Raw genomic sequence first — 24,947 nt, 5'->3', positions numbered from 1 at the left:
TTATGGATAAAAATAAAATCGAAGAGGCAGTTGTAGCAAAATCAACTGCTTCGGTAGGAAAGGAATCTACAGTAAACAACCAATTAAACACAAAAGACTCTGATATGAAAAATAAGGTAGCTAAAGAGGCCTCTGTTGAAGTTGGTCAAAAAACTAATCCACCAATAAAAATTCCTGATGTTTTTATTGATGGATTAGTTGGTGATGCGATTCAAGGTTGGGCAAAAAAAGCTGATACGGTTACTATTTTTATTGAAGATACTAAAATCGCTACCGTTTCCTGTAAAGAGTATAGAGAAGATTTGAAGGCTATCTTACAAGATCCTAATTCTAGCTTTTCTTATACATTAACAAAAAGTGATATCGATAAAAAATGGTTAGTATTATCTCAGTTGAGTATCAGTGTTAATTTTTTAGAAGCAGAGCTATTAATAGACACGTTAGAGTTTACTGTGTCGATAGAGCAAATAAAAGAAGAGGTTATTTATAAAGACCTCGATAAAGAATTAGATGTTGAGTTTTACAAAAGTCATTACCCTGATCTAGCTGAGTTATCTACATCACAATTAAAGCAGCACTGGTTAAGCAACGGTAAAAAAGAAAAACGCTATCAAAACAAAGCAATATTTGTGGCGAAATCATTACATATGCAATTTGATTTTGACTACGCATTTTATAAGCATTTTTATCCAGATTTAATAGTTGCTGGTATAGATAATGAAGTAGATGCCAAATTTCATTGGTTCTTTCACGGTAAAGAAGAGGGGCGCTTAAAAGGACTAGAAGAGTGGCTTGAAAAAAATAATCAATCAGGTCTTTTGTTTAACCCTTTAGATTATGATTTTGTTGATGTTTTAGACAGAAATGCCGAATTGTCAGTGACGCTACAAGACTATTTAAATTTAGCGCAAGGATCGATGACTAAACCCATCAAGGTTGAAGATACTAAAGAAAGTAACGCACGATTTTATCGTGGGTTAGGGTTAGGTTGTATAATCAATTTAAAAGCTCAAGCGATCATGCCAAGCTTCACAATGCGAGAAGTGCATGGCGCATCGCTTGTTATTTCCTACCTTCAAATGAAATAATGGAGATTATTGCCGGAACTTATTTTGAGCAAAACGATTTTAGAACGGCACAAAAAGCCTATGAAAATGGTTATAAACTTAATAATAAAATCAGCTTTGGTGCATTAGGTTCTTTATTGCAGTGTTATGAAAAACTAACCAATATTACTAGTGGATTAAAATTTTTAGTGCAGTACAAAAAAGATAATCCAGAGCAAACTGTTGTATTAGAGTGGATTGATGGTTTTTGTAAAAAACTTTACGAAGATAATTTAGGTGAGATGCAGGTTTTAAGTAACCTTGATCAAAGAAAAGAATTAATAGCTTGCGCAGAAAAGTACACAGATTATATTTATGACGCTTATTATCAATATTATTCAACAGATAACGTAACCACGCTTAAGTCCAACTTAAATACCGAAAAAGTACTTATTATTGGTGACTATCATATTCCTCAATGTATTCGTTACCGTATTGATCAAAAAGTAGAGCAACTAGAGTTACAAGGTAAGGTTGTTAAGACCGTAAGCTGGACTGAAATTGAACAGAATTTAAGTGAAGTAGCGTTACATGATATTGTTATTTTTTATCGAGTACCTTCAGTACCAACAGTGATTAAAGCATTAGCGCAAGTTAATGCAAATGGTAAAGCTTCATTCTTTGAAATTGACGATTTATTATTTGATGCCTCATACCCAGCTTCGATTGAAACCTTCGGTGGTTACGTTGATATCAATACTCATATTGAGCTTCGTAAAGCATCAGGTAATTTTTCAGCATTAGCTAAAAAGTGTCGTTTTGGCATTGCATCAACTGAATTATTGAGAGATAAACTCGCAAAATTAGTAAAATCCAGCGTTTGTTTATTGCATCGAAATGGCTTAGATAGCTTAAACTATTTTTCCAATAAGAAAAAAGTTGGTAAAAAAACTATCGATATCTTCTATGGCAGTGGAACACAAGCCCATAATACTGATTTTATTGAATTGGCATTGCCAGCACTTGAGAGAGTGTTAAAAAAATATCCAAATACACGTTTAATTGTTGCTGGGTATTTAGAGCTTCCGAACAGTTTTAAAACTACCTTCGCATCACAACTTTCAATGGTTCCACCAGTCAAAAGCGTAAGAGCTTATTGGAATTTATTGGAACAAGCTGATATCAACTTAGCAATACTAGTTGATGATGAAACTAACGGTTGTAAGAGCGAGTTAAAATGGTTTGAAGCAGCTTGTCTGAGTGTGCCCTCTGTTTTGAGTAGCACTGCAAATTATAGGGATGTTATTAACGATGGTGAAGATGCTCTGTTAGCTTCAACACCAAACGAATGGACAGTCGCTCTCAGTTCATTAGTAGATGATGCTGCGTTACGCCATAAAATTGCAGATAAGGCACTACAACGCGTAAAAACAGAATATAGTTTAGAAACGCTTGGCGAAAAATTAGTGGATGATATTCAACAGGTGGTATCTCCTGTTGAAAATAAAACGACGAAAATAAAGAAAAAAATAGCCATTGTGAATGTGTTTTTTCCGCCGCAATCAATTGGTGGAGCAACTCGTGTTGTATCTGATAATTTTGATATCCTACAAAAGCAGTACGGTGACGATTACGAGCTAGTGGTTTTTACTTCCGATGAGCGTTGTACAACTCCTTATAAGCTGGATACCTATCAACATCAGGGGGTGACGGTTTATCGTTCTACTATTTTGTTCAGAGAGAATATGGATTGGCATCCTAAAGATGACAATATGTACGATCTGTTTGAGCAATTTTTAGATCTTGAAAAGCCTGATTTAGTGCACTTCCATTGTGTACAACGTTTAACTGCCTCTATCGTCGAAGCAACAAAAGATAATAATGTGCCTTATATTATCACTGCGCATGACGCTTGGTGGATATCAGATCATCAGTTCCTGATCGATCAAAATGATACGGTGTATCCTGACGGCCATCCTGATATGTTTGCCCCTAGAGTATTACCTAATAACGTATCATTGAGCGATTCTATTGAACGTATTAATTATTATCAATCGCTATTACATGGTGCAAAAGAGCTCCTTACTGTATCGCAAAGCTTTGCTGACATTTACAGTAAAAATGGTTATCCAGATATTCAAGTGAACAAAAATGGTATCAGCTCAACTGTTGAGTGGAAGCCTAAAAATACAGCGCATACAGAAAAGGTGGTTTGTGCGCATATTGGTGGTATGGCCAATCATAAAGGTTACTTCTTACTAAAAGAGTCAATTGAAAAAGAGCAACCTAAAAATATTGAAATGTTAATTGTTGATCATTCAAAACCTGATGGTTACGAAGATAAAACTTATTGGGGTAAAGTACCCGTTACTTTTATTGGACGAGTAAGTCAAATGGGAGTGACAAGCCTTTATCAAAAATTGGATGTGTTATTTGCACCATCAATGTGGCCTGAAAGTTATGGATTGGTAACACGTGAAGCGGCTGCTTGTGGTTGTTGGGTAGTTGCGAGTAATTTGGTGGAATTGGCGAAGATGTTATTGAAGGGAGAAGTGGCTTTAGAATCGCTCCTGAAATGAATAGTTTAAGCAACACAATTATTCAAATAGACAAAAATACAAAGCAATTTAAACAAAATGTTAATGAGTTTGATATTCGAATTGCAGATAAACAAGTTTCAGAATTAGTGGAGATATATAAGTGATTGATAATTTATTGTTGTGTGTAGGCGCACAAAAAACTGGGACAACTTGGTTGCATGCTCAGCTAAAAGATCATCCTAAAATTGGATTTTCAGATGTGAAAGAAGTTCATTATTTTAATACCATTCATAATGGTAGTATTTTATTAACAACTAGAAAAGTATCTTATATCAAAAGTTTAATTGAAAATAATCGTTTTGCTTTAGAAAACTATTTTACTAAGCTTTCGCAGGGTAAAGCGGTGGATAAAGGGATTCAAAAGTTGTTATCACCCGTGAATGATGAATGGTATATCAATCATTTAAAAACAGATAAAAAGTATGCAGCTGACTTTACACCTGAATATGCATTGCTTCCTGACGCTGGTTTTGAAAATATTAAGAAGATTTCAAAAAAACAAAAAATTATTTTTATTATGCGAGACCCTATTGCCAGAGCTAAATCTGCTATTCAATATTATTTCCAAACTCATAATCTTGATATTAATGCAGCAACAGATAGCTTTATTATGGAAGTAGCGAAGAAAAGCTTTATTTTGAATATGAGTCGTTATCAAGATACTGTGAAAAGGATAAATTCATATTTTGAAAAGGAAAGTATTTTATATATGTTTTTCGAAGATATTATGGAAAATAAAAAATTAAAAGTAATTGAAGTGTCTAATTTTCTAGATATAGAGGTACAAAATATTAGTGAAGAAACTTTAGAGAAAAGAGTAAATACTTCTACTAAATATGTGTTTAATACAGCTGTAGAAAACTTTCTTATTGAAAGTCTAGATGAAACTTATAATTTTATTGAAAGTGAGTTTGGATTCCTACCTAATAAATGGAGCCGCAAATGAAAGTTGTGATTACCAGTATGAGAAATGAAGCTGATTATATACTTGAATGGGTCTCTTGGAACCTCATGATAGGTTTCGATAAGATAATAATTTATACTAACAATAACGATGATGATTCTTTAATTCTTTTAGAAAAATTACAAAAAATAGGTGTTATTGAATATTTTGAGCTTAATCCTCCAGAGGGTAAACAACCTCAAATGTATGCATTTAATAAAGGTATGGAGTGGGTACATGAACATAAACCCGAGTGGGTTTGTTGTTTAGACTCCGATGAGTTTTTAGTTCTGAAGTATGATAGTAATATAACAGACTACTTAAGTCGTTTTAATGCTGATGCAATTGCTATTAATTGGAAAATTTTTGGTTCAGGTGGAATAGAAAAAAGGTTTAGGCTTAACACCTGAGCGTTTTTTATTATCTGCAAACGCTCCATACAGAGAGCATAGGCAATTTAAAAGTATATTTAGGTACAATCCTGAGTTAGTTAGGTTTCATCATCGAGCGATTTATAAAAATGGAGCAGAAGAACAAATCAAGTATATATATTCTGATGGTTATGAACTTAGTTCTGATGCAAAGAAACCTGGGTTTCCTATAAATGAGTCTTATATAACCTTTGATTATGCTCAAATCAATCATTACACGATCCGATCAAAAGCAGAGTTCTTTTCTAAAATGTCTAGAGGCAATGGTTTAGATCCAGTTCAAGTAAAAAATAAAAGGCATGAAGAGTATTTAAATAAGTTTGATAAGGCTAGTGTTTATGATAATTCAGCTTTAAGATTTTTAGAGCAACATATTTATCATTATAATAATTTACTTAAAAAGATAGATACTATTGGGTGATTTATGAAAATTGCTATATTGGGTACTTCTAATTCAGTTTCTGGTGAGAATGGCTATATAAAATCTCTTAGGGAGCAGCATCAAATTATACAATTATCTGTTGGTAGAGTCCCATTTTTTTATCATATAAAGACTATCTTAACAAATATAGAGCTCATAGAAAGCTGTGATGTTTTAATAATTGATCATTATATTAATGATATTAATTTTTACTTAGATCGGCTTGGTAGTAGCTATCGAGGGTATTGTCTAGATTTTTACAAAATTTTAGGCGCTATAAATACAAATGTTATCAACTTGTTTTTTCCTGTAAAAAATATTTATAGGCATAAGCATTATAAATATTTTACAGAACTCCTTGTATTGTCTGAGAAGCATAATATATCGGTATTAAACTTAAACAAACTCGAGTGCCAGGACTTCATTTTTAAAGATGAGATTCATATAACTCATCATGCTTCGTACCTTTTTGGATTATGGTTTTCTGAATTACTTTCTAGCTCTTTATTTAGTGAAACAGTAAAGAAGGGAGTAATTTTAAACTGCCCATTTAAAGTAAATGTATTAACTGATAATTTGAAAACAGAAGATAATGTTGATCTTTTTTCTAACAGTCTAATAAGTATTAAATTTTTAGAAATTAAATCTGATATTACCGTAAATGTATCAAATGATTATAAGCTTTTATCGGTGGGCTTTGTTAATTTAAAATCAGGAGTAGGTTGCTCAGGTTTAGCAATAAATAATATAAAAGTTGGCTTGGAAGGGATTGGTTATTATCATGAAGCTATTGATTTTGAGCTTTATGGTAAATTAAAGTTATCCTCATTGAAGACCAATCAAAACATTAGAAATTTATTTGATCGAGGGGATAATAAGTTGATAGAGCCTTATTCTATGTTAACTGAATTATTATTCTTTGATAAAAGCTCCGGTTTGAAGACTATCCAAGAAATAAGAAGCCCCTGTACATTTGATTTAAGTAAGCTTCATTTTATGTTTGATAAATTATTAATGCCAATGTCTAAAAAAATTAGTAATAATACTATTGATAGATTGAGGGATTTAGCTATCGAAAATGAAGCTAATGACCTAGAGTTTTCACATGACATTATGTCAATTCTGAATTTTTTAAGACCGAGTGGACATTTTATAAACAAGAAGTTATTTCAGTATAGTTCTCTAAATAAGAATAAATCTTGATTTTTTAAGAAGAACGAGGGCAGGGCTTGTATTTTGCCTCTTAGCCTAATCTGAATTAGATTTGTTAGATTATCCTAAATTGTAGGTTGTTGTAATGAGTCGTCCTTTGCGTTTAGAGTTTGCTGGTGCGCTTTATTATATTACTTCGCGTGGTAATGAGCGAAAGATTATCTATTTTGATGAAGATGATTTTTTGCTTTTTCTTGATATTTTAGGAGGCGTTTGCAAACAATATAATTGGGTTATTCATGCTTATTGTTTAATGAACAATCATTATCACTTGTTAGTTGAGACACCAGACGCAAATTTGAGTAAAGGGATGCGTCAGTTAAATGGTGTTTTTACACAGTCTATAAACCGTAAGCATCGTCGTATTGGCCATCTTTTTCAAGGACGCTATAAAGCGATTTTAGTTGATAGGGATGTTTACCTTTTAGAATTATGTCGTTACATTGTTTTAAACCCTATTAGGGCTCATATGGTAAACTTTCCTGATGAGTGGTTATGGTCCAGCTGGTTTTGTATGGTGGGCTATGCTGAATCGCCTACCTGGTTATCTACAAATGCATTACTTATTATGTTTGCAAATAATCGTCAGGATGCAATAAAGTCTTATAGAGAGTTTGTTCAATGTGGTGTTGGCAAAAATGTTTGGGATAACTTACAGCATCAAGTTTTTTAGGTGATAATGAGTTTGTTGATAAATATCAATCGATGCTTGATGAGCAATCCGGCGACTTATCTGAAATCCCACTAAAACAGCGTAGCGCTACTCCTAAACGTTAAAACAATATGAACAGGAAGCCAATAGCAAACATGAAGGAATCGTTAAGGCTTATCAATCAGGTGGTTATACACAAAAACAGGTGGGTGATTTTTTGGCCTACATTATTCACAAATTAGCCGTATTGTAGCAAAACACAAGACCTAACTCTGCGAATACTTATAATACCCTAACTAATTTATTTCTTTAATTTTTCATCACACTATATAGCTCATTTAAATATAGCTAGGGTTAAATTCCATTGAAGAGCTGTGAATGAACAATACCATTACCTTTATCCTTCTGTGTAAAAATCAATGTCACTCTATAATTTGGTTAATTATGAAAAAAATAATTGTTACTTCTACCTTGAAATTTATCCCTAAAAACTTCCAACATAAAGCATTGTGCAAAGGATTAAATTATATCTTTTCTACTATTGATATGGCTGACTTCGAAAATATAACGATGAGGTTATATATTGGTGATATTAATAAAAGTTGGGTTGCTATTCATAATGGCAAGCACTTTACTTCGGCAAAAAAGCATAAAGTTAATCTTGAAATCACTATGCCATTGAATACTGCCTTTAATCTTAAAAATAAGCCACTCATCTTAGAGGCTATCCAACAAGGTAATATTGAATTCATGGGAGAGCTGGCATTAGTAAATAAGATGAAAGAGGTTATATTACAGCTTGATGAAAATCGGTTAGCTTATTTATCAAAAAAACTTTTATCTTTTTCGAAAGTTAAACCTCCTTTACCGTCTACTGGTTTTGACTTTAAAAATATTAAGCTAAGTAACTTAAAACACCCCGAAGATATTAATTTAATAAGGGATGAAGCGGTCCGATTAGAAAAACTGGATTTACAGAAAGCTCTATCATTAATGACGTTGGCACATCAAGCTCGCCCCAAGGGACAGTTTATTGCCAGGAAAATGGCTGAATATCAAAAGAAATTAATGAGTTAAAATGAAACTTCACACGGCGATAAACCACTAAAAAAAGAAGAAATTGTCTTTTTTTTGTTATAATATGAGTTCATTTAAAATATCACAAATTCATTAAAGAGTCGTCAAATGTCTATTACATCACTACAAGAATTAGGGGCGACTCTTGTGTCCCCTATCTTTACTTTTTTCAATCAAGAACTCGTTAATCAAACTAATCCTGATGAAAAAATATTTTTTTAGCCAGAGAAGGGTATTGGTTTAGCCGTGCTTATACGGAGTTTTGCAAGGCAACCCATCGCGCTGATAACAGCCAATATATGCTAGTATCTCGCGCTTTCCTTTTTAAAATAGGTTTATCAGAACCTAAAACATTTCCTTACTCTTTAAACTTTAAGTTTGAAAATAGTTTGTATGAACTAATGCGTTCGCGATTTATGTTGAGTGATACTAGTTTAAGAAAAGTGTTTACTGAGAAACAATTACAACAAACTTTTTCGTTACCAGATGATCTTAAAAAAGTATCTACTCTTTTAGTTCAAAAACAAGCAAAGTTAAAACCTGTTATTGAGCCTTCAAGCTCGGCTTATCATCAATATTTAACGTCTATCGGCTTTTTTGATGTGGAAACAGTCAATTTAGTTGATCTTGGTTATAGCGGTACGATTCAAACATTACTTACGATTTTGTTCGAAAAGAATACTAAAGGGCACTATTTGATTGCTTCAAATCCAGGTACACAAAAAGTTGAGAAGCAAACGATGGAAATGGTAGGTTACTTAAAAGAGGGCGTTAAAATGGGCGGTGGCTATACGCCGTTAGACCGTTCTATGTTTTTAGAGTCTTTACTTACTGCCCCTGTTGGACAATTTCAAGATATACGATTTAGCGCACTGCCTGATGAAACATTTGATACTTATTACGGTCGTAAAGTGACATCACAACATCAGTTTCATTTACTAGAGCAAATTTGCCAAGGGGCACTTAAGCAAATGAATGATTATATAACAAGTGGTGTTACTTTTTCTGCAGTAGAAGTAGAAACACTTTATACAAGGTTTGTCACTAAAAAAGGGATGTTACCTAAGCATAGTTGGCCACTGTTTACCATTGATGATGATATTGTGAGTGAAGGTACAGTGAACGGTTTAGATTTTTTGGATTAAAATTATGAATTATAGAGCAATGATTAAGCGTCTCCCTCTAGTAGGCAATGCATTAAGAAATAACCCTAAACTGATGGCAAAAGCAGTACAAATTGAAAATAAGTTAACTAAGCAACCTAATACACAAAGTCATGAGCACCAGCAAACGGAAATTCACGTGTCAACTCCTATTAATACTGATCCTAGCCTATTAAACGATGCTAAAGAGCATGGTTTATTTGATTTTTCATGGTATTGCGATGTGCAAGATAAACCATTCGATTCAGAAACGTCAGCTTTTAACGACTACTTAATGAAAAGTCGTTTCTCTAGTGTTAGCCCAAGCCCAGCGTTTAACAACTGGGATTATCTAAAAAATAACCTAGACGTATACCACTTTGGGTTAAGTCCTCTGGATCACTATATCTCTACCGGTATTAATGAAGGGCGTATCAACACGCATTTTGCACCGCGTTGGGAACCGAGTGATAAATTAACTACTAACATTGATGAAACGTTAAACAAAACACAAAAAGTGGCTGTTTGTTTGCATGTTTTTTATGCCGATTTTTTAGATTATTATCGCCAATGCTTAGCGCACTTTCCAGTTAATGTTGATGTGTTTGTTTCGGTGAGTGACGTTGCTTTAAAAGCCGTCGCTATTGAAAAGTTAGGTTCACTGCCTACTGTGAACAAAATAGAAGTCGTGCCTGTCCCTAATCGCGGTCGAAACTTTGGTCCTATGTTAGTAGAGTTTGGGCAAAAGCTATTAGATTATGATTTGTTTTGTCACCTTCATTCTAAAAAGTCATTATATTCAGGGCGCCCACAAACACAATGGGCTGATTACCTCGGCGAGTTTTTATTGAATGATGCCAATGTGATTGCAAAAGCGATTACGCACATGGCTAAAGATGAAAAGTGCGGTATTTATTACCCGACCTCATTTATGATGATGCCGGACTGGGTAAATCATTGGCTTAAAAACAAACCCTTTAAAAGTAAATACTTTGATGAGTGGGATATTACCGATCATTCTGAGTTTATCGCTTATCCTGTTGGGGGCATGTTCTGGGCTAAACCTGCAGCATTAAAGCAATTGCTTGATAAAGAGTACCAATATGAGGACTTTCCTGCAGAGCCTTTACCTAATGATGGTTCTGAACTACATGCATTAGAAAGAACTATCGGTTTACTAGCTGAGCGTAACGGTTATAAACAGCTATTTTATTACCCAGAGTTAGGGCGTTTTACACAAGATAAAAGCCATATTTTTGCTAATTATGTAAGTAGCCAAGAGCAGTTACTCCATAAAATACAACCCTTCGATATTATCTCTTTTGATGTGTTTGATACTTTAGTTCGCCGTACTCATTTTGTGCCTGATTATGCTAAGTTGAAATTAGGTAAATATCTTGTTGAGCAGGGTGAAGTAAAAGATGCGCATGAGTTTGTAAAATTGAGAAATAATGCTGAGTTTACTGTGCGTAAACAAAAAAACTTTAAAGGTGATGTTAAGATAACGGAAACCTATCAACAATTAGGTAAAGAGCTAGGCTGGGGTGAGCAAAAGGCATTAGGCTTTTCTGACATGGAGTTTGCTTACGATTTAGATATGATTGAAAGTAAAGACGAGGTGGTTGATATTTTAAATGCGTTAATCGGTCAACGAAAACACGTTTATATCATCTCAGATACTTATTATTCTGAACATCAAATTGTATTAATGCTTCGAAAAGCGGGCGTAACCAATGGCTATAAATTGTTTGTCTCTTCTGAATTAGGTTTAAGAAAAGATAGTGGCACCATGTGGGCCTTTATGAAAGAAGAGTTAGCAGATAAAGGCTCTTTTGTTCATGTTGGTGATAACGCCGTAGCGGATGCTCAAATACCAGGTGACTTTGGTTTGGCCAATCTGCATATTCTTAATCCAATGGATAAGTGGCAAGCGGCAGGATGGGATAACCCATTCAGTGACGGTAATGAATTAGATGAACAACACATTTTAAAATGGGGGCCACTGATTAGTCAGTTCGGTCGTTTCCCATTCTTAGGCGAGTAACCAGACGGTATGGATATTAATTTAAATCAATCTAAAACAATCATTTTTCATCCTGGTATCGGTAAAACCGCTACCAGTGCAATACAAAATATTGGTTTTACCTTTCCCACTGATAAAGTTGAAGAGGCTTGTTTTTCGCCTTATGGCATTTTTGGTGGTGCGCATAATTATTTTGCCTCTAACCATCCTGAATTTTCTGCTGTTACATTTCAAAAGCAATGGGATGAGTTATTAAACTTTGCATTGAATAGGCAAGGCAGCACTATTGTTTCTAGTGAATTTTTAATCCGAGATGACCCTAAACATATTGCTTTGATGCTGACACAAGCTAAAGAGAAAGGGCTGCATGTAAAGGTGATTGTTGCTGTTAGGAATTATACTGATTACCTTATTTCAGCTTTTTTACAAGCTGTGAAAGTGAATTGGGGGATTCCCGATAGTGAAAATGTTTTTATGTTTTGCGAAAGAGAATTAGCACAAGTCAGAATGCCATTGTTAGTTGATCACTGGGCTAAACATATTGGTGATGAGAATGTATTTTTAATGGATTATGACAAAGACAAAAAAGGCTTTGTTAACTTATTTTTCAAGACTATTGGGCTAGAAGTTGATTCAGGTGATAAGAAAGAGAATAAAGTTAACGAGTCAATAAGGCTTGAAATTGCCCCCATGTTACGTCACTTTGACCGTGTCACTTCAAACAAACAGCAACGCCCTGAGTTTATTAAATTCTTAAATTCGCTTGATTATAAAGAACAGCATTCAAAAAATGTTAAGCAGCGAATAGATAATAAAATCGTACGTAATGCTTTTACACATGATAAAGAGCGCCTTTCAGCTAGATACACATGGATTTAATGTATGAAAAATAACTCTTATTGGGATCCTGTTAAAAAGCGTATTAATGAGCGTATGGAATATAGCTTGCCATTAAAGAAGCATATTAAATTTATATGTGGATCTAATATTTCAGATACTCGTTTATATCGTTCAGAGTTTACCAAGTTCAAGCCAACTTATTGTATTGAAGATGGCGCACTGCTTTACCTTATAAAGAAACGCATCATATTCCTAAAAGCTATTTCTTCGAGCATTGGGCTTACGATAAACACTTAAATCCTATTTTAATTGCTGACCATTATAAACCTGTTTTAAAGGGATATAGGGACCATTCTGAGTTACCTGTTTATCCGTTCCGAGCGAACTTACCTGCTGAGTATATGAAGGGTGAGTATTATTATATGGGGATGTTAAATCCACATTACGGTCACTTTATTCAAGAAGGTGTGACTCGTTTTTGGTTAGCATTAAATAAACCGAACTTAATTAACAAAAAAACTAAGTTTGTTTACCACGTGTTTGAAAACTTTAGTAAAGAGCAAGAAAATAAGTTTTTAAACTCTAATATGATGGAGTATCTTGCGGTTTTGGGGATCAACAAAAATAATATTGTTTTTGTGAGAAAACCAACCACTTTTGAGCACCTTATTGTGCCTGAATCTGTTATCTCTATTAGCGATGGAAACTGTTATTTTGCTGATGAGTCTCGCCAAGTTTGGTTACATTTAAATAAACTGATGGCTGGTTATGATAATAAAAGTGATTTGGTTAATGATAAGCGCATCTATTTAAGTAGAAGAGCCGTTAAAGCGCCTATTCAAGGGCGTATATTGCTTAATGAAGGTGAAGTAGAATCTTACTTTCGTTCATCTGGCTTTGAGATTGTTGTGCCAGAGGATCTCTCTCAAGTTGAAATGCAAAAAGTACTTTCTACTACTCAATTTATTGCTGGTAACCCAGGCTCTGGTTTGCAAAACTCATTTTTTATTCCTAACCCTGCGAAGACTTTAGGCATAACCTGTTTACCAATTATGAAAATAAATCCTGGCATTAATCATCAGGTTAATACCGACTTAGTTTGTGGGCATCAAACCTTTGGTTATAACACCTCTGCTAATCATATAGTTCAAACAAGCAATTCAATTGAATGGAAAGTATCGATAGATAATTTGAATAAATGCTTAACGTCTATTTTGTAGTGTCTTGAATTTATTATTTAACTACTCAGGTATAACGTTTTCGGAGAAAATAAAATGCGGAAATTAACGCTGCATATAGGCGCGCATAAAACAGGTACATCAACGATTCAAAACTGGATGTATAACCACAGACAGTTTCTTAAAGAAAATGGTGTCACGCCATTTTTTACTGCAAACGGTAAACATACTGTTCAGGTTAACCAGACCTATTATTTTAATCATTCAAAAATTAAGCAAGGGGTGGTTACCATTGCCCCCAACTTGGCCGTTAATCTAAAACAATGTAATGAAGAAAATGTTGTTATGTCTTCAGAATGTTTTTCATGGATTCATGATCGAGAAGAGTTAGCGAAGTTAAAGTCTTCGCTACAGCCACATTTTTCATCTATCAATATTCTGATTTATATTCGTCGTCAAGATCGTCAAGCGTTGTCTCATTACCAACAACGTGCAAAAAGCTGGGAAGCTGAAGGGCTGTATTTCAGTGGTGAGAATAAAGCTTTCCCCACCCTAGATGAAAATGCTCAATCATATTTAGATTATTATAATCACTTTGCTATGTGGGGTGATGTATTTGGTGATGATAATGTAACTTTTAAAGTATTTGATAGAGCGTTGCTCAAAAATAACTGTGCTGTGAGTGATTTCCTTGATGTTTTAGGCGTCCCTTTCACTGAAAAAGATGTCAATGTCAAAGATGCGAATACAAGCCTTGGACTGCTTAATGTAAAAGTTGCACATATTCTGCGAGACATGGGGATAAAGCGACACGACCCAATATTCCAAGAGATCATTAATAAGTTAGGTGAGTCTCACGTTATGTTGCCTTCTCGGAAAGAGGCTATTGATTTTTATTCGAACTTCAAAGAATCAAATATAGCGTTGAATGAAAGATTTAACATTAGTACCGAAAACGAAGATATATTTGCTCATGATTTTAGTAACTATCAAGAAACGGCATCAGATGAATGGACTGAAGCGTTAGCTAATCATGCGTTAACAACGGTTCTTAAAGTCTTATTAAAAAAGTGAGTTGTTTATGAACGATGATAAGTTAAGTATCGATAATGCTAATGGTTCTAAGTCCATTCCATTAACGAATCAATGCAAAGAAGTGGCTGTTATTGCTGTGATTAAAGATGAATCGGCTTATATACATGAGTGGATTCATCATTATCTGTATTTTGGTTTTAAGCATATTTATTTGGCTGTAAATCGAACAACCGATAAAACGACGGAGATATTAGATCTAATCTGTGCTGAATATAGTAATGTAAAATATTTTGTTACGGATTGGATGGATAAAGATTCAGATAAAACGGGCATTAACCCGAGCATGCAAAGGTTATCTTTTAGTTTTCTTGCTAATGAGGCTTTTAGGGAATCGAATGTTTCGCATTGTTTAAGTGTTGATGCCGATGAGTTTTTTTACCCAACAGACTTTAAGCAAGATGTTTCTCACTTTATTAACTCTATGCCCTATTGCAGTAGACTCTCAATACACTGGGCTTGCCAAGACGTAGATGACTCTGACTTTGCTGCTCCTTTTGTTAATAAGGAATATTACACAACCTCACAAGTCAAAAGTATTATCTCTCGAGATGCCTTTGTGAACATGAGAAAATTTACGCTTCATGTCCCTTTATTAAAGGTTAATTATCATGCTCCACACATTGATGCGAGTGGTGATATTTTTAAAAAAGGAAAACATAGGGAAATTTCTGATTCAAATTTCAATGTAAATCAAAGCGCTTTTATACTTCACCGAATGATTCGCTCTGAGAGTGAATATTTAGCCTTGTTATTGAAAAGAAATCCTGAGTCTACGTTAAGAATTAAAAATAACAGAGACGGTATTGTTAAGAAAAGTGATCTACTGAAGTTAAGTATCGATGAACTAGCGCTAGAACACTATCAAAAGAGCCTAACTCTTTTTTAAAAGACTCTGGTATATCTGAAATAATAGTGAATATTAGAAGAGAGTTAAAAGAACAGGCGAAAGAGATCCTGAATACGAGTGATGAAGGAATTTTAAACGACGTAGATGTTTATTATAAAGTGTTGAAGGGCACTTCGGTGTTTACCACTTTACATGATAGAGTTAAAAATATTAAATCTAGCCTTTTATTTAATCATGAGATTATTGAGAAGTTAAGAGATGCAGCTTTATTGTTAGAGTCTTACGATATGCGAACATCTTTAGAATTGATGATGATGGCACAGAAATTTAGGCCTGATGGTGCTTTGATTTCACACAAGATCGCTGAATATAAAGTTAAATTAAAAGATTAAAGTTAAATTATGGTAATTGAATCAAACGTACTGAATGTGTTTTTCCATGTTCGATAAAATCATTTTACATGTAGGCCTTCATAAAACTGGAACCACTTCGCTACAAAATTATTTTGGGAAAAATAGAGATAAGCTTAAATTGCAGGGTATCTCTTACCCAAAGTTAAAGGTTAAAGAATTCACGCCTAATAACCACTCATGGCCCATTAGAAATTTAATCATGAGTCACCCTCATAAATACCATTTAAATATTGCGAATAATATTTTAAAAAATGATTTGAAAGAGGTTATTAACTCGATAGATAAGCAATTTGTGAAGTTGGGATCTACGGTTGAAAGCACTTTATTACTTTCTGGTGAAGGTATTTCTACTTTAAAAACTAAAGAGTTGAGTAGGCTCAACGAAAAACTACAATGTATTTCAACTGAAAAAGCGACGATAGAAGTTCATTATTTTACTAGAAATCCAACGGATTATGTTTCAAGTGTTATTCAGCAAAGGTTAAAAGGTGGAACGACTGAAGGCATTATATTATCTGGCCTATCAAAAGTATCGCCGTTAAGGCGTTTTATGAATCATGGGGCATTTGAACGTGCTTTTAATGATGTCACTATCATTGAGCATTGTTATGAAGACGCGTGTACCTTTCCTGGTGGGTTAGAAGCTTATTTTGCGAAGGCCATATTAAATATCGACACGAGCGAATTCGAACCTAATATTTCTCGTGATAATTCAGGTTTAAGCGACTTATCATTTCAGCTAATAAAGTATTATCTAACTCATTCTCAAGAGTATGTGCGGGTACCAATCGAAGGGACCGCTTATAAAAGAAACATTAAAGCTTTATCTCAGGTAAAAGGTGGTAAATTCATCATAACAGCTGAGCAAAAACTTAAATTGCTTTCTTTGGTTAATACAAAAAAGATCAGCGATGATTGGACTGTTTTTTGAAAACAAAGTTTTAAAGTCAGATTTAGATTGTTGGAATGATGTTAATGTAAGTCAGGTTATTTCTTGTATCAATCAGGCTGATGCAGAGTGCCATGCAGTTTTAATTCAGCTGTTTAACGAGGTATTAGTAAGCGGTAAAGGCGATGGCGAGAAAGTCAGATTGCTTTTAAAGTCTCTTACTAAGCCAGATAGCTATTTAATTAAATTAAAAAGAAAAGCGACGCAGATAGCTAGGAAGGGAATTTCCTATTTTCAGTGAACGAAAGGCATTTTGAGAGCTACCTTTTTAGGAACGATGATGTTTAAACTGTTTTTTACGAAACTGCGTAACCAAGCTAAAAAAGTAAATGGCTGACTAAAATATATCGCCGTTATTTTATGACTTTACCGATTGATGCTGATTATACAGAGGTCGCTAAGGTACAAAACCAGTTGCTGTCTAAGTTAAAAGTACATTCAAATTCAGTTACCTTTTCTATTTTAGTGCCTGTTTATAAACCTGATCTTGAATTATTTAAAGAGATGGTTTCTTCTGTGTTAATGCAAACCTACTCTCATTGGCAACTTATCCTGGTTGATGATGCATCTGGTGATCCTTTGTTATCTGATTATTTGTCTGAGTTAGCAGCGTCTGAATCGAGAGTTAAAGTAATCAGGAGCGAGCACAATATTCATATCTCTGCAGCGTCTAATCTCGGCTTAGGTGTAGCGAATGGTGAATATGTAGTATTATTGGATCATGATGATTTGTTGCATAAAGCAGCATTGAAAACCGTTGCTAATTATATCGAAAAGTACCCTGACGCGGTGGTTTTGTATAGTGATGAAGACAAGTTAACTGCTAAAGGTGAAAGAGCCGCCCCACATTTCAAACCCAAATGGAATAGAGACTTATTTTATTCGATGAATTATATATCGCATTTAGGTGTTTATAAAAAATCGACGGTTGATGCTATCGGTGGCTTTAAGTTAGGGGTTGAAGGCAGCCAAGATTATGATTTGTTATTGCGTTGTGTTGAGCAATGCCGTGATCAGCAAATTATCCATATACCTTACGTATTATATCATTGGCGCGCTTTAAGGGGTTCTACGGCATTGGCTGAGTCAGAAAAAGCCTATTCTGCTGATGCTGGTTTACTAGCTCTTCAAACACATCTCTCTGACTGTATTGTTGAGTCGGGAAATTTGCCTAATACTTATAAAGTGAATTGGCCTGTTCCTGAGTCTTGCCCTTTAGTGTCGATTATTATTCCTACCAAAAATGCTAAAAAACTTGTTAAGCAGTGTGTCGACTCTATTTACCGGAAAACCTTATATACTCATTTTGAAATTTTACTGGTAGATAATAAATCCGATGATTTGGCTAGTGTAGAGTATTTCAAGGCGCTTGAAGTGGAAGGTAAGATAAGGCTTATTTCATATGATAAGCCTTTTAATTATTCTGCGATTAATAACTTTGCAGTTACTCAAGCAAAAGGTGAGTTGTTAGTATTAATGAACAATGACATTGAAATACTGTCTGAGTCTTGGTTAACAGAGATGGTCGCGAATATGAGCCGCTCTGATATTGGTTGTGTCGGCGCTAAACTTTATTATCCTGATGGGAAATTACAACATGGTGGTGTGATAATCGGTTTAGGTGGCGTTGCTGGGCATTCTCATAAATATTTCCCGAAAGGGCATCCAGGTTATTTTAAACGTTTACAAGTCGTTCAAAATTTATCGGCTGTGACTGCAGCGTGTTTAGCAGTACGTAAAGAGGTGTTTGAAGAGGTCGGTGGTTTGAATGAAAAACATTTGACGATTGCTTTTAATGATGTGGACTTTTGTCTAAAGGTTCAACAAGCAGGGTATCGTAATTTATGGTCTCCTTATATTGAAATGGTGCATCATGAATCGATTAGTCGTGGCACAGAAGATACCCCTGAAAAACAAGCGCGTTTTGCTAGTGAAGTGAATTACATGAAAAAAACATGGGGAAAGCAGTTATTAAATGACCCGTGTTATAGCCAATGGTTAACTTTGGATAGAGAAGATTTTAGTTTGCGCTAAATCAGTTATAAGCATGTTGCTTAATATATTTATAATGGTAAATAAATTTGAAGTTTAGAAAATCGATCAACAAAACACGTGTTATCAGTGGCCTTCGCCGTGTTACTGGTGCATTTGACCTGACCTCTAAAAAAGTACCCGGAAAGTCTGTAAATCCTTTAATGCTTGCTGATCAAGTAAAAGAGGCAGACGGCCTTGAACAGTATAATAATTTTTTCTTTATTCACATCCCTAAAACGGCGGGAACTAGTTTCAGAAAGGCACTGGAAGATAAGTATTCAGTGCTTGCGGATTACGGCCCTCAATCTGTGGAAACCAATGCGCTTATAAAAGCATCTGTCTATGACAGTAATACGCCATTATTAGTAAAACGTCAGTTTCAAGAGCTCCAGAACCAATGGTTGACTGGACACGTATCTTTGAAAAAGTATTCCAATATGGTCTCTGCTCGTCATATTATTACGTTTGTTAGAGACCCTATTGAAAGAGTTATTTCACATTATAACCATAGTATTCGTTATCAAGGTTACAAAGGTGATTTAGCTGCGTTTATAAAAGGTCCGCAATCATCAAACTTTCAAAAAAACTCTCTTCTCTCTTTACCACTTGGCCTGATTGGCTATATTGGTTTGACGGATTGTTATGATGAAAGTGTTGCTTTGATTAATGGTTATTATGGGCTTGATTTGGATATTAAAAATGCCAATGTCAATGCTAAAAAAACCATTGAAAAAGAAGCTATGTCAGTGGCGTTGAGAAAGCAGATTAGCGAGCAAAATAAAGCAGATATTGCCTGTGTTAATGAAGTGCGTTTTCTTCATAAACAACGTATGGCGTTAACCCAAGAGAATAAACAGTGGGTGTATAGCCATTTTGCGATTAACCCTAATAATGTGTTGATTGGTTGTGCTTATTATAGCCACTCTTCAGAGGCGGTTGAATTTGAGGTGCTGCGCAATGGTGAGCTCATTGAAACGGTGATTGCTGATGGTTTTTATGGTGGTCAGCCTAAAGTTAACTTCCCGCGTGAGCGTTATATCGGTGTGCATTTACCTTTATCTAGCCATTGTCAAAAAGGCGATAAGATTGAAGTGTTTGCTAAGGAAACAGGGCAGCAACTTACCTTTAAGCCGTTAACTGTTAAAAAGTAATTATCTGAACTTAGTCATATAAAGCAAAGCATCGTATTCTGGTTATAAGTGGATACGGTGCTTTTTTGTTTTCTCCTCTCATTTCAAACACGCTATTTTTGTATTTATTGGGTCTTGGATCATACTCATTGCAGTGATTTAGCTAATGAGGTTCAAGGAGGGGGCATGGAAATACTTCATCACGGTGCAGTTAATGGTGTGACGGGATCGTGCCATCAATTAGTGATTGATTCATCGAATAGTGTGTTGGTGGATTGTGGTTTGTTTCAGGGGGCTGAAACGTCAGGACGAGGTGATGATGACCTGTTATCCATCGAGTTTGATATTAGTACGGTACAAGCTTTATTAGTCACACACTGCCATATCGACCATGTTGGTCGCCTTCCTTATTTGTTAGCCGCTGGTTTTTCTGGGCCTATTATCGCGACTGAAGCCACGGCAGCCTTATTGCCTATGGTCATTGAAGATGCATTGAAAGTCGGCGTGACGCGTAATCAATCAATTATTAAGGCGTGTTTGTCGCGTTTAAGTGAGCAGTTGATTGCGGTGCCTTATAAGCAGTGGTTTGTGCTTGATTTAGTGGGGGAGGTTGAAACCAAAATTAAATTCCAGCCCGCGGGTCATATTCTTGGTTCAGCTTATATCGAGGTGGATGTTAAGCCTGTTGCTGAAGTATCAAGTCGTGTTGTTTTTTCTGGGGATCTAGGCGCGACTTATTCGCCTTTGTTAGCATCTCCTCAAAGCCCTTATAAAGCAGATATTGTGGTGATTGAAAGTACTTATGGTGATAAGGAGCATCAAGGGCGTCGTGAACGTGCTAAGAGCTTGGAAAAGGTGTTAATTAAGGCGATTAGTGATAATGGAGTCGTCATTATTCCCGCTTTTAGCATTGGGCGCACTCAGGAGTTGCTTTATGAGCTAGAGCAGATTACCGCAAAGGCTAAGTTTAAAAAGTTAGCGGATATTGAGGTGATTGTGGATTCACCGATGGCAGCTAAGTTTACGGAGCATTATCAAGCGCTTCAAACGTTATGGGATGCGGAAGCTAAAAGGCGTGTTAAGCAAGGCAGGCAACCACTTAATTTTGATGCCTTGTATACGGTAGGTACACATCAAGAGCATATGCAGGTAGTAGAGTATTTGGCTAAACGTGATAAGCCTGCGATTGTGATTGCTGCCAGTGGGATGTGTAGCGGCGGTCGTGTAGTGAATTATTTAAAACGCTTTATTGGTGAGCCAACCGCTGATGTGTTGTTTGTAGGGTATCAAGCTTATGGCACCTTAGGGCGTCAAATTCAGCAATATGGCCCACGCGGTGGTTATGTGTTTATTGATGGGGCTAAATTGGATATAAAAGCCGGCGTGCATACAATATCAGGGTATTCAGCACACGCAGACCAATCTAATTTGGTAAATTTTATTAAGCGTATTCGTAAAGGCCCTGCAAAAGTAGTGATAGTACACGGTGATGATGAAGCAAAGCAGGCGTTGAAAGCAAAACTCATCGCATTGGATGATGAGTTGATAGTGACGATACCGTAATAATGCGTTTTTGTGTTGACTTTGGGGCGCTGAGCGAATTAGCCGGCAGGCTAGAGCAATGAGCGGAAGAGCTCTGCGATTCCTTTTTTCAGCCTGCTTCTTTTGAATTTGCTTTTTTGTGTTGACTTCGGGGTTATTGCTTTGTAATTGAAGAGATAGAAAAAACCTAAAAACCAACACAAAAAGATCTGCAGGCTGAAGCCAGCGCCCCTAATATTAGACTTCGTCTAATCACTGTTGCTCCTTTTTTGTGTTTGTGGATCATGAGAAACATGTTTTGAGTTTTATCGATATCAATGAAGGTTACGATACATCTTTAAGGGGTGCTGGCTTCAGCCTGCTTGTTTTTGTTTTTAGTGTGTTGAGTTTTAGTGTTTTGATGTTTTGAATGCTTCATCAGTTCGTTTTGCTTATTGAGGCTGATAGTCGTATGCGATGACTCGCATACTGGCAGGCTGAAGCCAGCGCCCCTAAGATCAAACGTTGTTTGATAGCTATCGCCGTGTTATGCGGTGAGCGAAGGCGTTGAATTTTGATATGACGTAATTGACGAATAACATAGTAAGTTACGAAGCATCTTTTAAGGGGCGCTGACTTTAGTCTGCAGTGTTTTGGTTTTGTGTGTCGATTTTGGGGTTATTGCTTCGTAATTAAAAAGATAGAAAAAACCTAAAAACCAACACAAAAAGATCTGCAGGCTGAAGCTAGCGCCCCGAAATCAAGCTTTGCTCGATAGCTGCCGCTTCTCATTTGTGTTTGTTTTTTAGTTCAACGAAATAATTGTAGTTTTATTATTTGTGTTATCTATAAAAATTACGAAACATGTTTTGACCTTGGGGCGCATGCTTTAGCTTGCAGTGTTTTTGTGTGTTGATTTTGATGCAACGTAGTTTACGACACATCTTTAGGGGCGCTGGCTTTAGCCTGCAGTGTTTTGGTTTTGTGTGTTGACTTTGGGGTTATTGCTTTGTAATTGAAGAGATAGAAAAAACCTAAAAAACAACACAAAAAGATCTGCAAGCTGAAGCCAGCGCCCGGAATCAAGCTTTGCTTGATAGCTGCCGCTTCTCATTTGTGTTGGTTTTTTAGTTCAACGAAACAATTGTAGTTTTATTATTTATGTTATCTATAAAAATTACGAAACATGTTTTGACCTTGGGGCGCATGCTTTAGCTTGCAGTGTTTTTGTATGTTGATTTTGGGGTTATTGCTTCGTAATTAAAAAGATAGAAAAAACCTAAAAACCAACACAAAAAGATCTGCAGGCTGAAGCCAGCGCCCCGAAATCAAGCTTTGCTTGATAGCTGCCGCTTCTCCTTTGTGTTTGTTTTTTAGTTCAACGAAATAATTGTAGTTTTATTATTTGTGTTATCTATAAAAATTACGAAACATGTTTTGACCTTGGGGCGCATGCTTTAGCCTGCTTATTTTTGGTTTTGTATTTTGACTATGTTGTTTTAGTTGTTCACGGTTCGCTTTGCTCATTGAGGCTGATAGTCGTATGCGATGGCTCGCATACTGGCAGGCTGAAGCCAGCGCCCCTGATATTAGACTTCGTCTAATCGCTGCTGCTCCTTTTGTGTTTATTTGTGGAGCATACGAAACATTTCTCAGCTTTATTATTAATTCTATCGATGAATATGATGAAACATATTTCGTGTTTTATCGTTATGAATGAAAGTAACGACACATCTTTAAGGGGCGCTGACTTTAGTCTGCAGTGTTTTGGTTTTGTGTGTCGATTTTGGGGTCATTGCTTTGTAATTCAAAAGATAGAAAAACCTAAAAATCAACACAAAAGATCTGCAGGCTGAAGCCAGCGCCCCGAAATCAAGCTTTGCTTGATAGCTATTGCTATTCATTCGTTTATTTGACATAAAAAACTGCAGACTAAAGTCAGCGCCCCTAAATCAAGCTTTGTTTGATAGCTATCGCAATGTTATGCGATGAGCGAAGGTATTGATTTTGGTTGTGAAAAACATGGCGTGGTATTTGACGCCATGTTTCTTTGGTGGCTGGTGGTTAGTAGCCTGCTCTGCGCATTTCACGGAGGGCGATTTTTTGGCTGCTGTCTAGTGCTTGTTCTACGCTGATGCTACCTTGTAGCGCTTCTGATATTTTTTGTCCGGTAAAGCCTGCGATGGAAACAAATTCAGGGATAGTAACAAATTGCACACTTGAGTAAGGTGATGGATAGAAGGTGTTGTTGTTTGGATCTATGCCATTCAATGCCGCTAATTCTGCTTTGGCAAAGTCACCAACAGCGTTGATGTAATCTTGGTTGCTATAGGTTGATAAGCGAGTGCCGGTAGGAATGTTTGCCCAACCGTTTTTACCTGCAATTTTTTTGATATATTCCTTAGACGTTGCCCAGCTAATGAATTTTTTAGCGGCATCAACATGGTTAGACGCTTTGGGTATTGCCAATGACCAAGACCATAACCAACTCGCACCACGGGTGGTGACTTGATAAGGGGCTTCAGCATAAGACCATAACTTAGAGTATTTGCTTTGTTTCCCATCCATCAAAAATGAAGCGGCAATTGAAGCATCAACCCACATTGCACATTTCCCTTCTCGTGATAAAGAAAGGATCTCGGGGAAGCTGTTTTTTTCTGGGTTAGGTGGACCATAGTTGTTGAGCAGATTAACATAAAAGTTAACGGCTTTGCTCCATGCTGTGCTGTTGATTTCAGGTTGCCAGTTCATATCAAACCAGCGACCGCCAAAACTGTTAGCGATAGTTGAGACTAGCGCCATGTTGTCACCCCAGCCTGGTTTGCCGCGCAAACAGATACCATAAACCTCGTTGTCTGGATCATGCACTGCTTTGGCTGCATTTTGAACATCCGTCCAGCTTGGGCGACCTGTAAATGAGATGTTGGCCTTCTCTAAAATATCTTTACGGTACATCAACATTGAGCTTTCGCCATAGAAAGGCGCTGCATAAAGATCGCCACCAAACGATAGGCCGGCTTTGATCGCTGGAAGTAGGTCGTTCTCATCATAGCTTGCTTCTGGTTTTAGTGGAATTAACCAGTTACGTTGTGCCCAAATGGGCGCTTCGTATAAGCCGATGGTCACCACATCATAATGGCCGCCAGCAGAGGCAATATCGGCAATGGCACGCATTCGTAAACTGCCTTCATTATAAATATGCCATTTCAGTTTGATGTCTGGGTTATCACGTTCAAACTCAGGCGTGAGGGCTTTCATCTCCATCATATGAGCGTTGTTGACGGTTGCAATATTGAGGTCAACTGAGAATACATTAGTGCTGAATGCCATTGATAAAAGGCTGAGAATAAAGGGCGCGTTTTTTTCATTATCTTTCCATCCTGGAAGTGTTAT

General features: G+C 36.0%; 22 protein-coding genes. 21 read left to right on the top strand and 1 reads right to left on the bottom strand.

Annotated features, from left to right (window positions below):
• Nucleotides 1–2: 2 nt before the first annotated feature.
• From ACLKL2_RS08830 to ACLKL2_RS08730, 21 genes are all read left to right on the top strand, one after another.
• Nucleotides 3–1,088, top strand: a complete 1,086-nt coding sequence (locus ACLKL2_RS08830; RefSeq protein WP_413694109.1) for a hypothetical protein — start codon at nucleotides 3–5, stop codon at nucleotides 1,086–1,088.
• On the top strand, nucleotides 1,088–3,625 hold the full coding sequence (locus ACLKL2_RS08825) for a glycosyltransferase (RefSeq protein ID WP_413694108.1): 2,538 nt from the start codon (nucleotides 1,088–1,090) through the stop codon (nucleotides 3,623–3,625). The genes ACLKL2_RS08830 and ACLKL2_RS08825 overlap by 1 nt, the downstream gene beginning before the upstream one ends.
• Before the next feature lie 121 nt (nucleotides 3,626–3,746).
• Nucleotides 3,747–4,592 (top strand): sulfotransferase domain-containing protein, encoded by an 846-nt coding sequence (locus ACLKL2_RS08820; RefSeq protein WP_413694107.1) that lies wholly within the window; start codon nucleotides 3,747–3,749, stop codon nucleotides 4,590–4,592.
• Entirely contained in the window at nucleotides 4,589–4,999 is a 411-nt protein-coding gene (locus ACLKL2_RS08815) for a glycosyltransferase family 2 protein (RefSeq protein WP_413694106.1), read from the top strand. Before ACLKL2_RS08820 ends, ACLKL2_RS08815 begins: the two co-directional genes overlap by 4 nt.
• 271 nt (nucleotides 5,000–5,270) lie before the next feature.
• Nucleotides 5,271–5,441, top strand: a complete 171-nt coding sequence (locus tag ACLKL2_RS08810) for a hypothetical protein (RefSeq protein WP_413694105.1) — start codon at nucleotides 5,271–5,273, stop codon at nucleotides 5,439–5,441.
• Between the two features lie 3 nt (nucleotides 5,442–5,444).
• Nucleotides 5,445–6,644 carry a hypothetical protein gene (locus ACLKL2_RS08805; RefSeq protein WP_413694104.1) on the top strand — a complete coding sequence of 400 codons (1,200 nt, stop codon included), beginning with the start codon at nucleotides 5,445–5,447 and terminating at the stop codon, nucleotides 6,642–6,644.
• A gap of 106 nt (nucleotides 6,645–6,750) precedes the next feature.
• Entirely contained in the window at nucleotides 6,751–7,326 is a 576-nt protein-coding gene (locus tag ACLKL2_RS08800) for a transposase (protein ID WP_413694103.1), read from the top strand.
• A gap of 357 nt (nucleotides 7,327–7,683) precedes the next feature.
• Complete coding sequence (locus tag ACLKL2_RS08795) at nucleotides 7,684–8,382, top strand: hypothetical protein (protein ID WP_413694102.1); 699 nt, start codon at nucleotides 7,684–7,686, stop codon at nucleotides 8,380–8,382.
• A gap of 299 nt (nucleotides 8,383–8,681) precedes the next feature.
• On the top strand, nucleotides 8,682–9,527 hold the full coding sequence (locus ACLKL2_RS08790) for an HAD family hydrolase (RefSeq protein WP_413694101.1): 846 nt from the start codon (nucleotides 8,682–8,684) through the stop codon (nucleotides 9,525–9,527).
• 4 nt (nucleotides 9,528–9,531) lie between these two features.
• Nucleotides 9,532–11,568, top strand: coding sequence for a rhamnan synthesis F family protein (locus ACLKL2_RS08785; protein ID WP_413694100.1), 2,037 nt, complete (start codon nucleotides 9,532–9,534; stop codon nucleotides 11,566–11,568).
• 9 nt (nucleotides 11,569–11,577) lie between these two features.
• Entirely contained in the window at nucleotides 11,578–12,426 is an 849-nt protein-coding gene (locus ACLKL2_RS08780; protein ID WP_413694099.1) for a hypothetical protein, read from the top strand.
• Nucleotides 12,427–12,429: 3 nt separating this feature from the next.
• Nucleotides 12,430–12,684: a hypothetical protein gene (locus tag ACLKL2_RS08775; RefSeq protein ID WP_413694098.1), complete on the top strand. Its 255-nt coding sequence runs from the start codon at nucleotides 12,430–12,432 to the stop codon at nucleotides 12,682–12,684.
• 125 nt (nucleotides 12,685–12,809) lie between these two features.
• Nucleotides 12,810–13,607 (top strand): glycosyltransferase family 61 protein, encoded by a 798-nt coding sequence (locus tag ACLKL2_RS08770; RefSeq protein WP_413694097.1) that lies wholly within the window; start codon nucleotides 12,810–12,812, stop codon nucleotides 13,605–13,607.
• 54 nt (nucleotides 13,608–13,661) lie between these two features.
• On the top strand, nucleotides 13,662–14,639 hold the full coding sequence (locus ACLKL2_RS08765; RefSeq protein WP_413694096.1) for a hypothetical protein: 978 nt from the start codon (nucleotides 13,662–13,664) through the stop codon (nucleotides 14,637–14,639).
• 7 nt (nucleotides 14,640–14,646) lie between these two features.
• Nucleotides 14,647–15,546 (top strand): glycosyltransferase family 2 protein, encoded by a 900-nt coding sequence (locus tag ACLKL2_RS08760; protein ID WP_413694095.1) that lies wholly within the window; start codon nucleotides 14,647–14,649, stop codon nucleotides 15,544–15,546.
• A 26-nt stretch (nucleotides 15,547–15,572) separates the two neighbouring features.
• Complete coding sequence (locus tag ACLKL2_RS08755) at nucleotides 15,573–15,899, top strand: hypothetical protein (RefSeq protein ID WP_413694094.1); 327 nt, start codon at nucleotides 15,573–15,575, stop codon at nucleotides 15,897–15,899.
• A gap of 46 nt (nucleotides 15,900–15,945) precedes the next feature.
• On the top strand, nucleotides 15,946–16,851 hold the full coding sequence (locus ACLKL2_RS08750; protein ID WP_413694093.1) for a hypothetical protein: 906 nt from the start codon (nucleotides 15,946–15,948) through the stop codon (nucleotides 16,849–16,851).
• The gene (locus ACLKL2_RS08745; RefSeq protein ID WP_413694092.1) at nucleotides 16,832–17,110 is read left to right on the top strand and encodes a hypothetical protein; all 279 of its coding nucleotides are present in this window, start codon (nucleotides 16,832–16,834) and stop codon (nucleotides 17,108–17,110) included. The genes ACLKL2_RS08750 and ACLKL2_RS08745 overlap by 20 nt, the downstream gene beginning before the upstream one ends.
• A gap of 119 nt (nucleotides 17,111–17,229) precedes the next feature.
• A complete protein-coding gene (locus tag ACLKL2_RS08740) occupies nucleotides 17,230–18,903 on the top strand; it encodes a glycosyltransferase family 2 protein (protein ID WP_413694091.1) in 1,674 nt (557 codons plus the stop codon).
• A gap of 47 nt (nucleotides 18,904–18,950) precedes the next feature.
• On the top strand, nucleotides 18,951–20,054 hold the full coding sequence (locus tag ACLKL2_RS08735) for a sulfotransferase family 2 domain-containing protein (protein ID WP_413694090.1): 1,104 nt from the start codon (nucleotides 18,951–18,953) through the stop codon (nucleotides 20,052–20,054).
• 165 nt (nucleotides 20,055–20,219) lie between these two features.
• Nucleotides 20,220–21,596: an MBL fold metallo-hydrolase RNA specificity domain-containing protein gene (locus tag ACLKL2_RS08730; protein WP_413694089.1), complete on the top strand. Its 1,377-nt coding sequence runs from the start codon at nucleotides 20,220–20,222 to the stop codon at nucleotides 21,594–21,596.
• A gap of 2,022 nt (nucleotides 21,597–23,618) precedes the next feature.
• On the opposite strand, the gene ACLKL2_RS08725 is transcribed toward ACLKL2_RS08730, so the two are convergent.
• Complete coding sequence (locus ACLKL2_RS08725) at nucleotides 23,619–24,884, bottom strand: ABC transporter substrate-binding protein (RefSeq protein ID WP_413694088.1); 1,266 nt, start codon at nucleotides 24,882–24,884, stop codon at nucleotides 23,619–23,621.
• Nucleotides 24,885–24,947: the final 63 nt, after the last annotated feature.

Source organism: Psychromonas sp. KJ10-2 (assembly GCF_047323255.1).
Classification (GTDB): Bacteria; Pseudomonadota; Gammaproteobacteria; order Enterobacterales; family Psychromonadaceae; genus Psychromonas.
The sequence above is the reverse complement of the archived record's forward strand: the minus strand, read 5'-3'. Positions and strand labels throughout refer to the sequence as shown.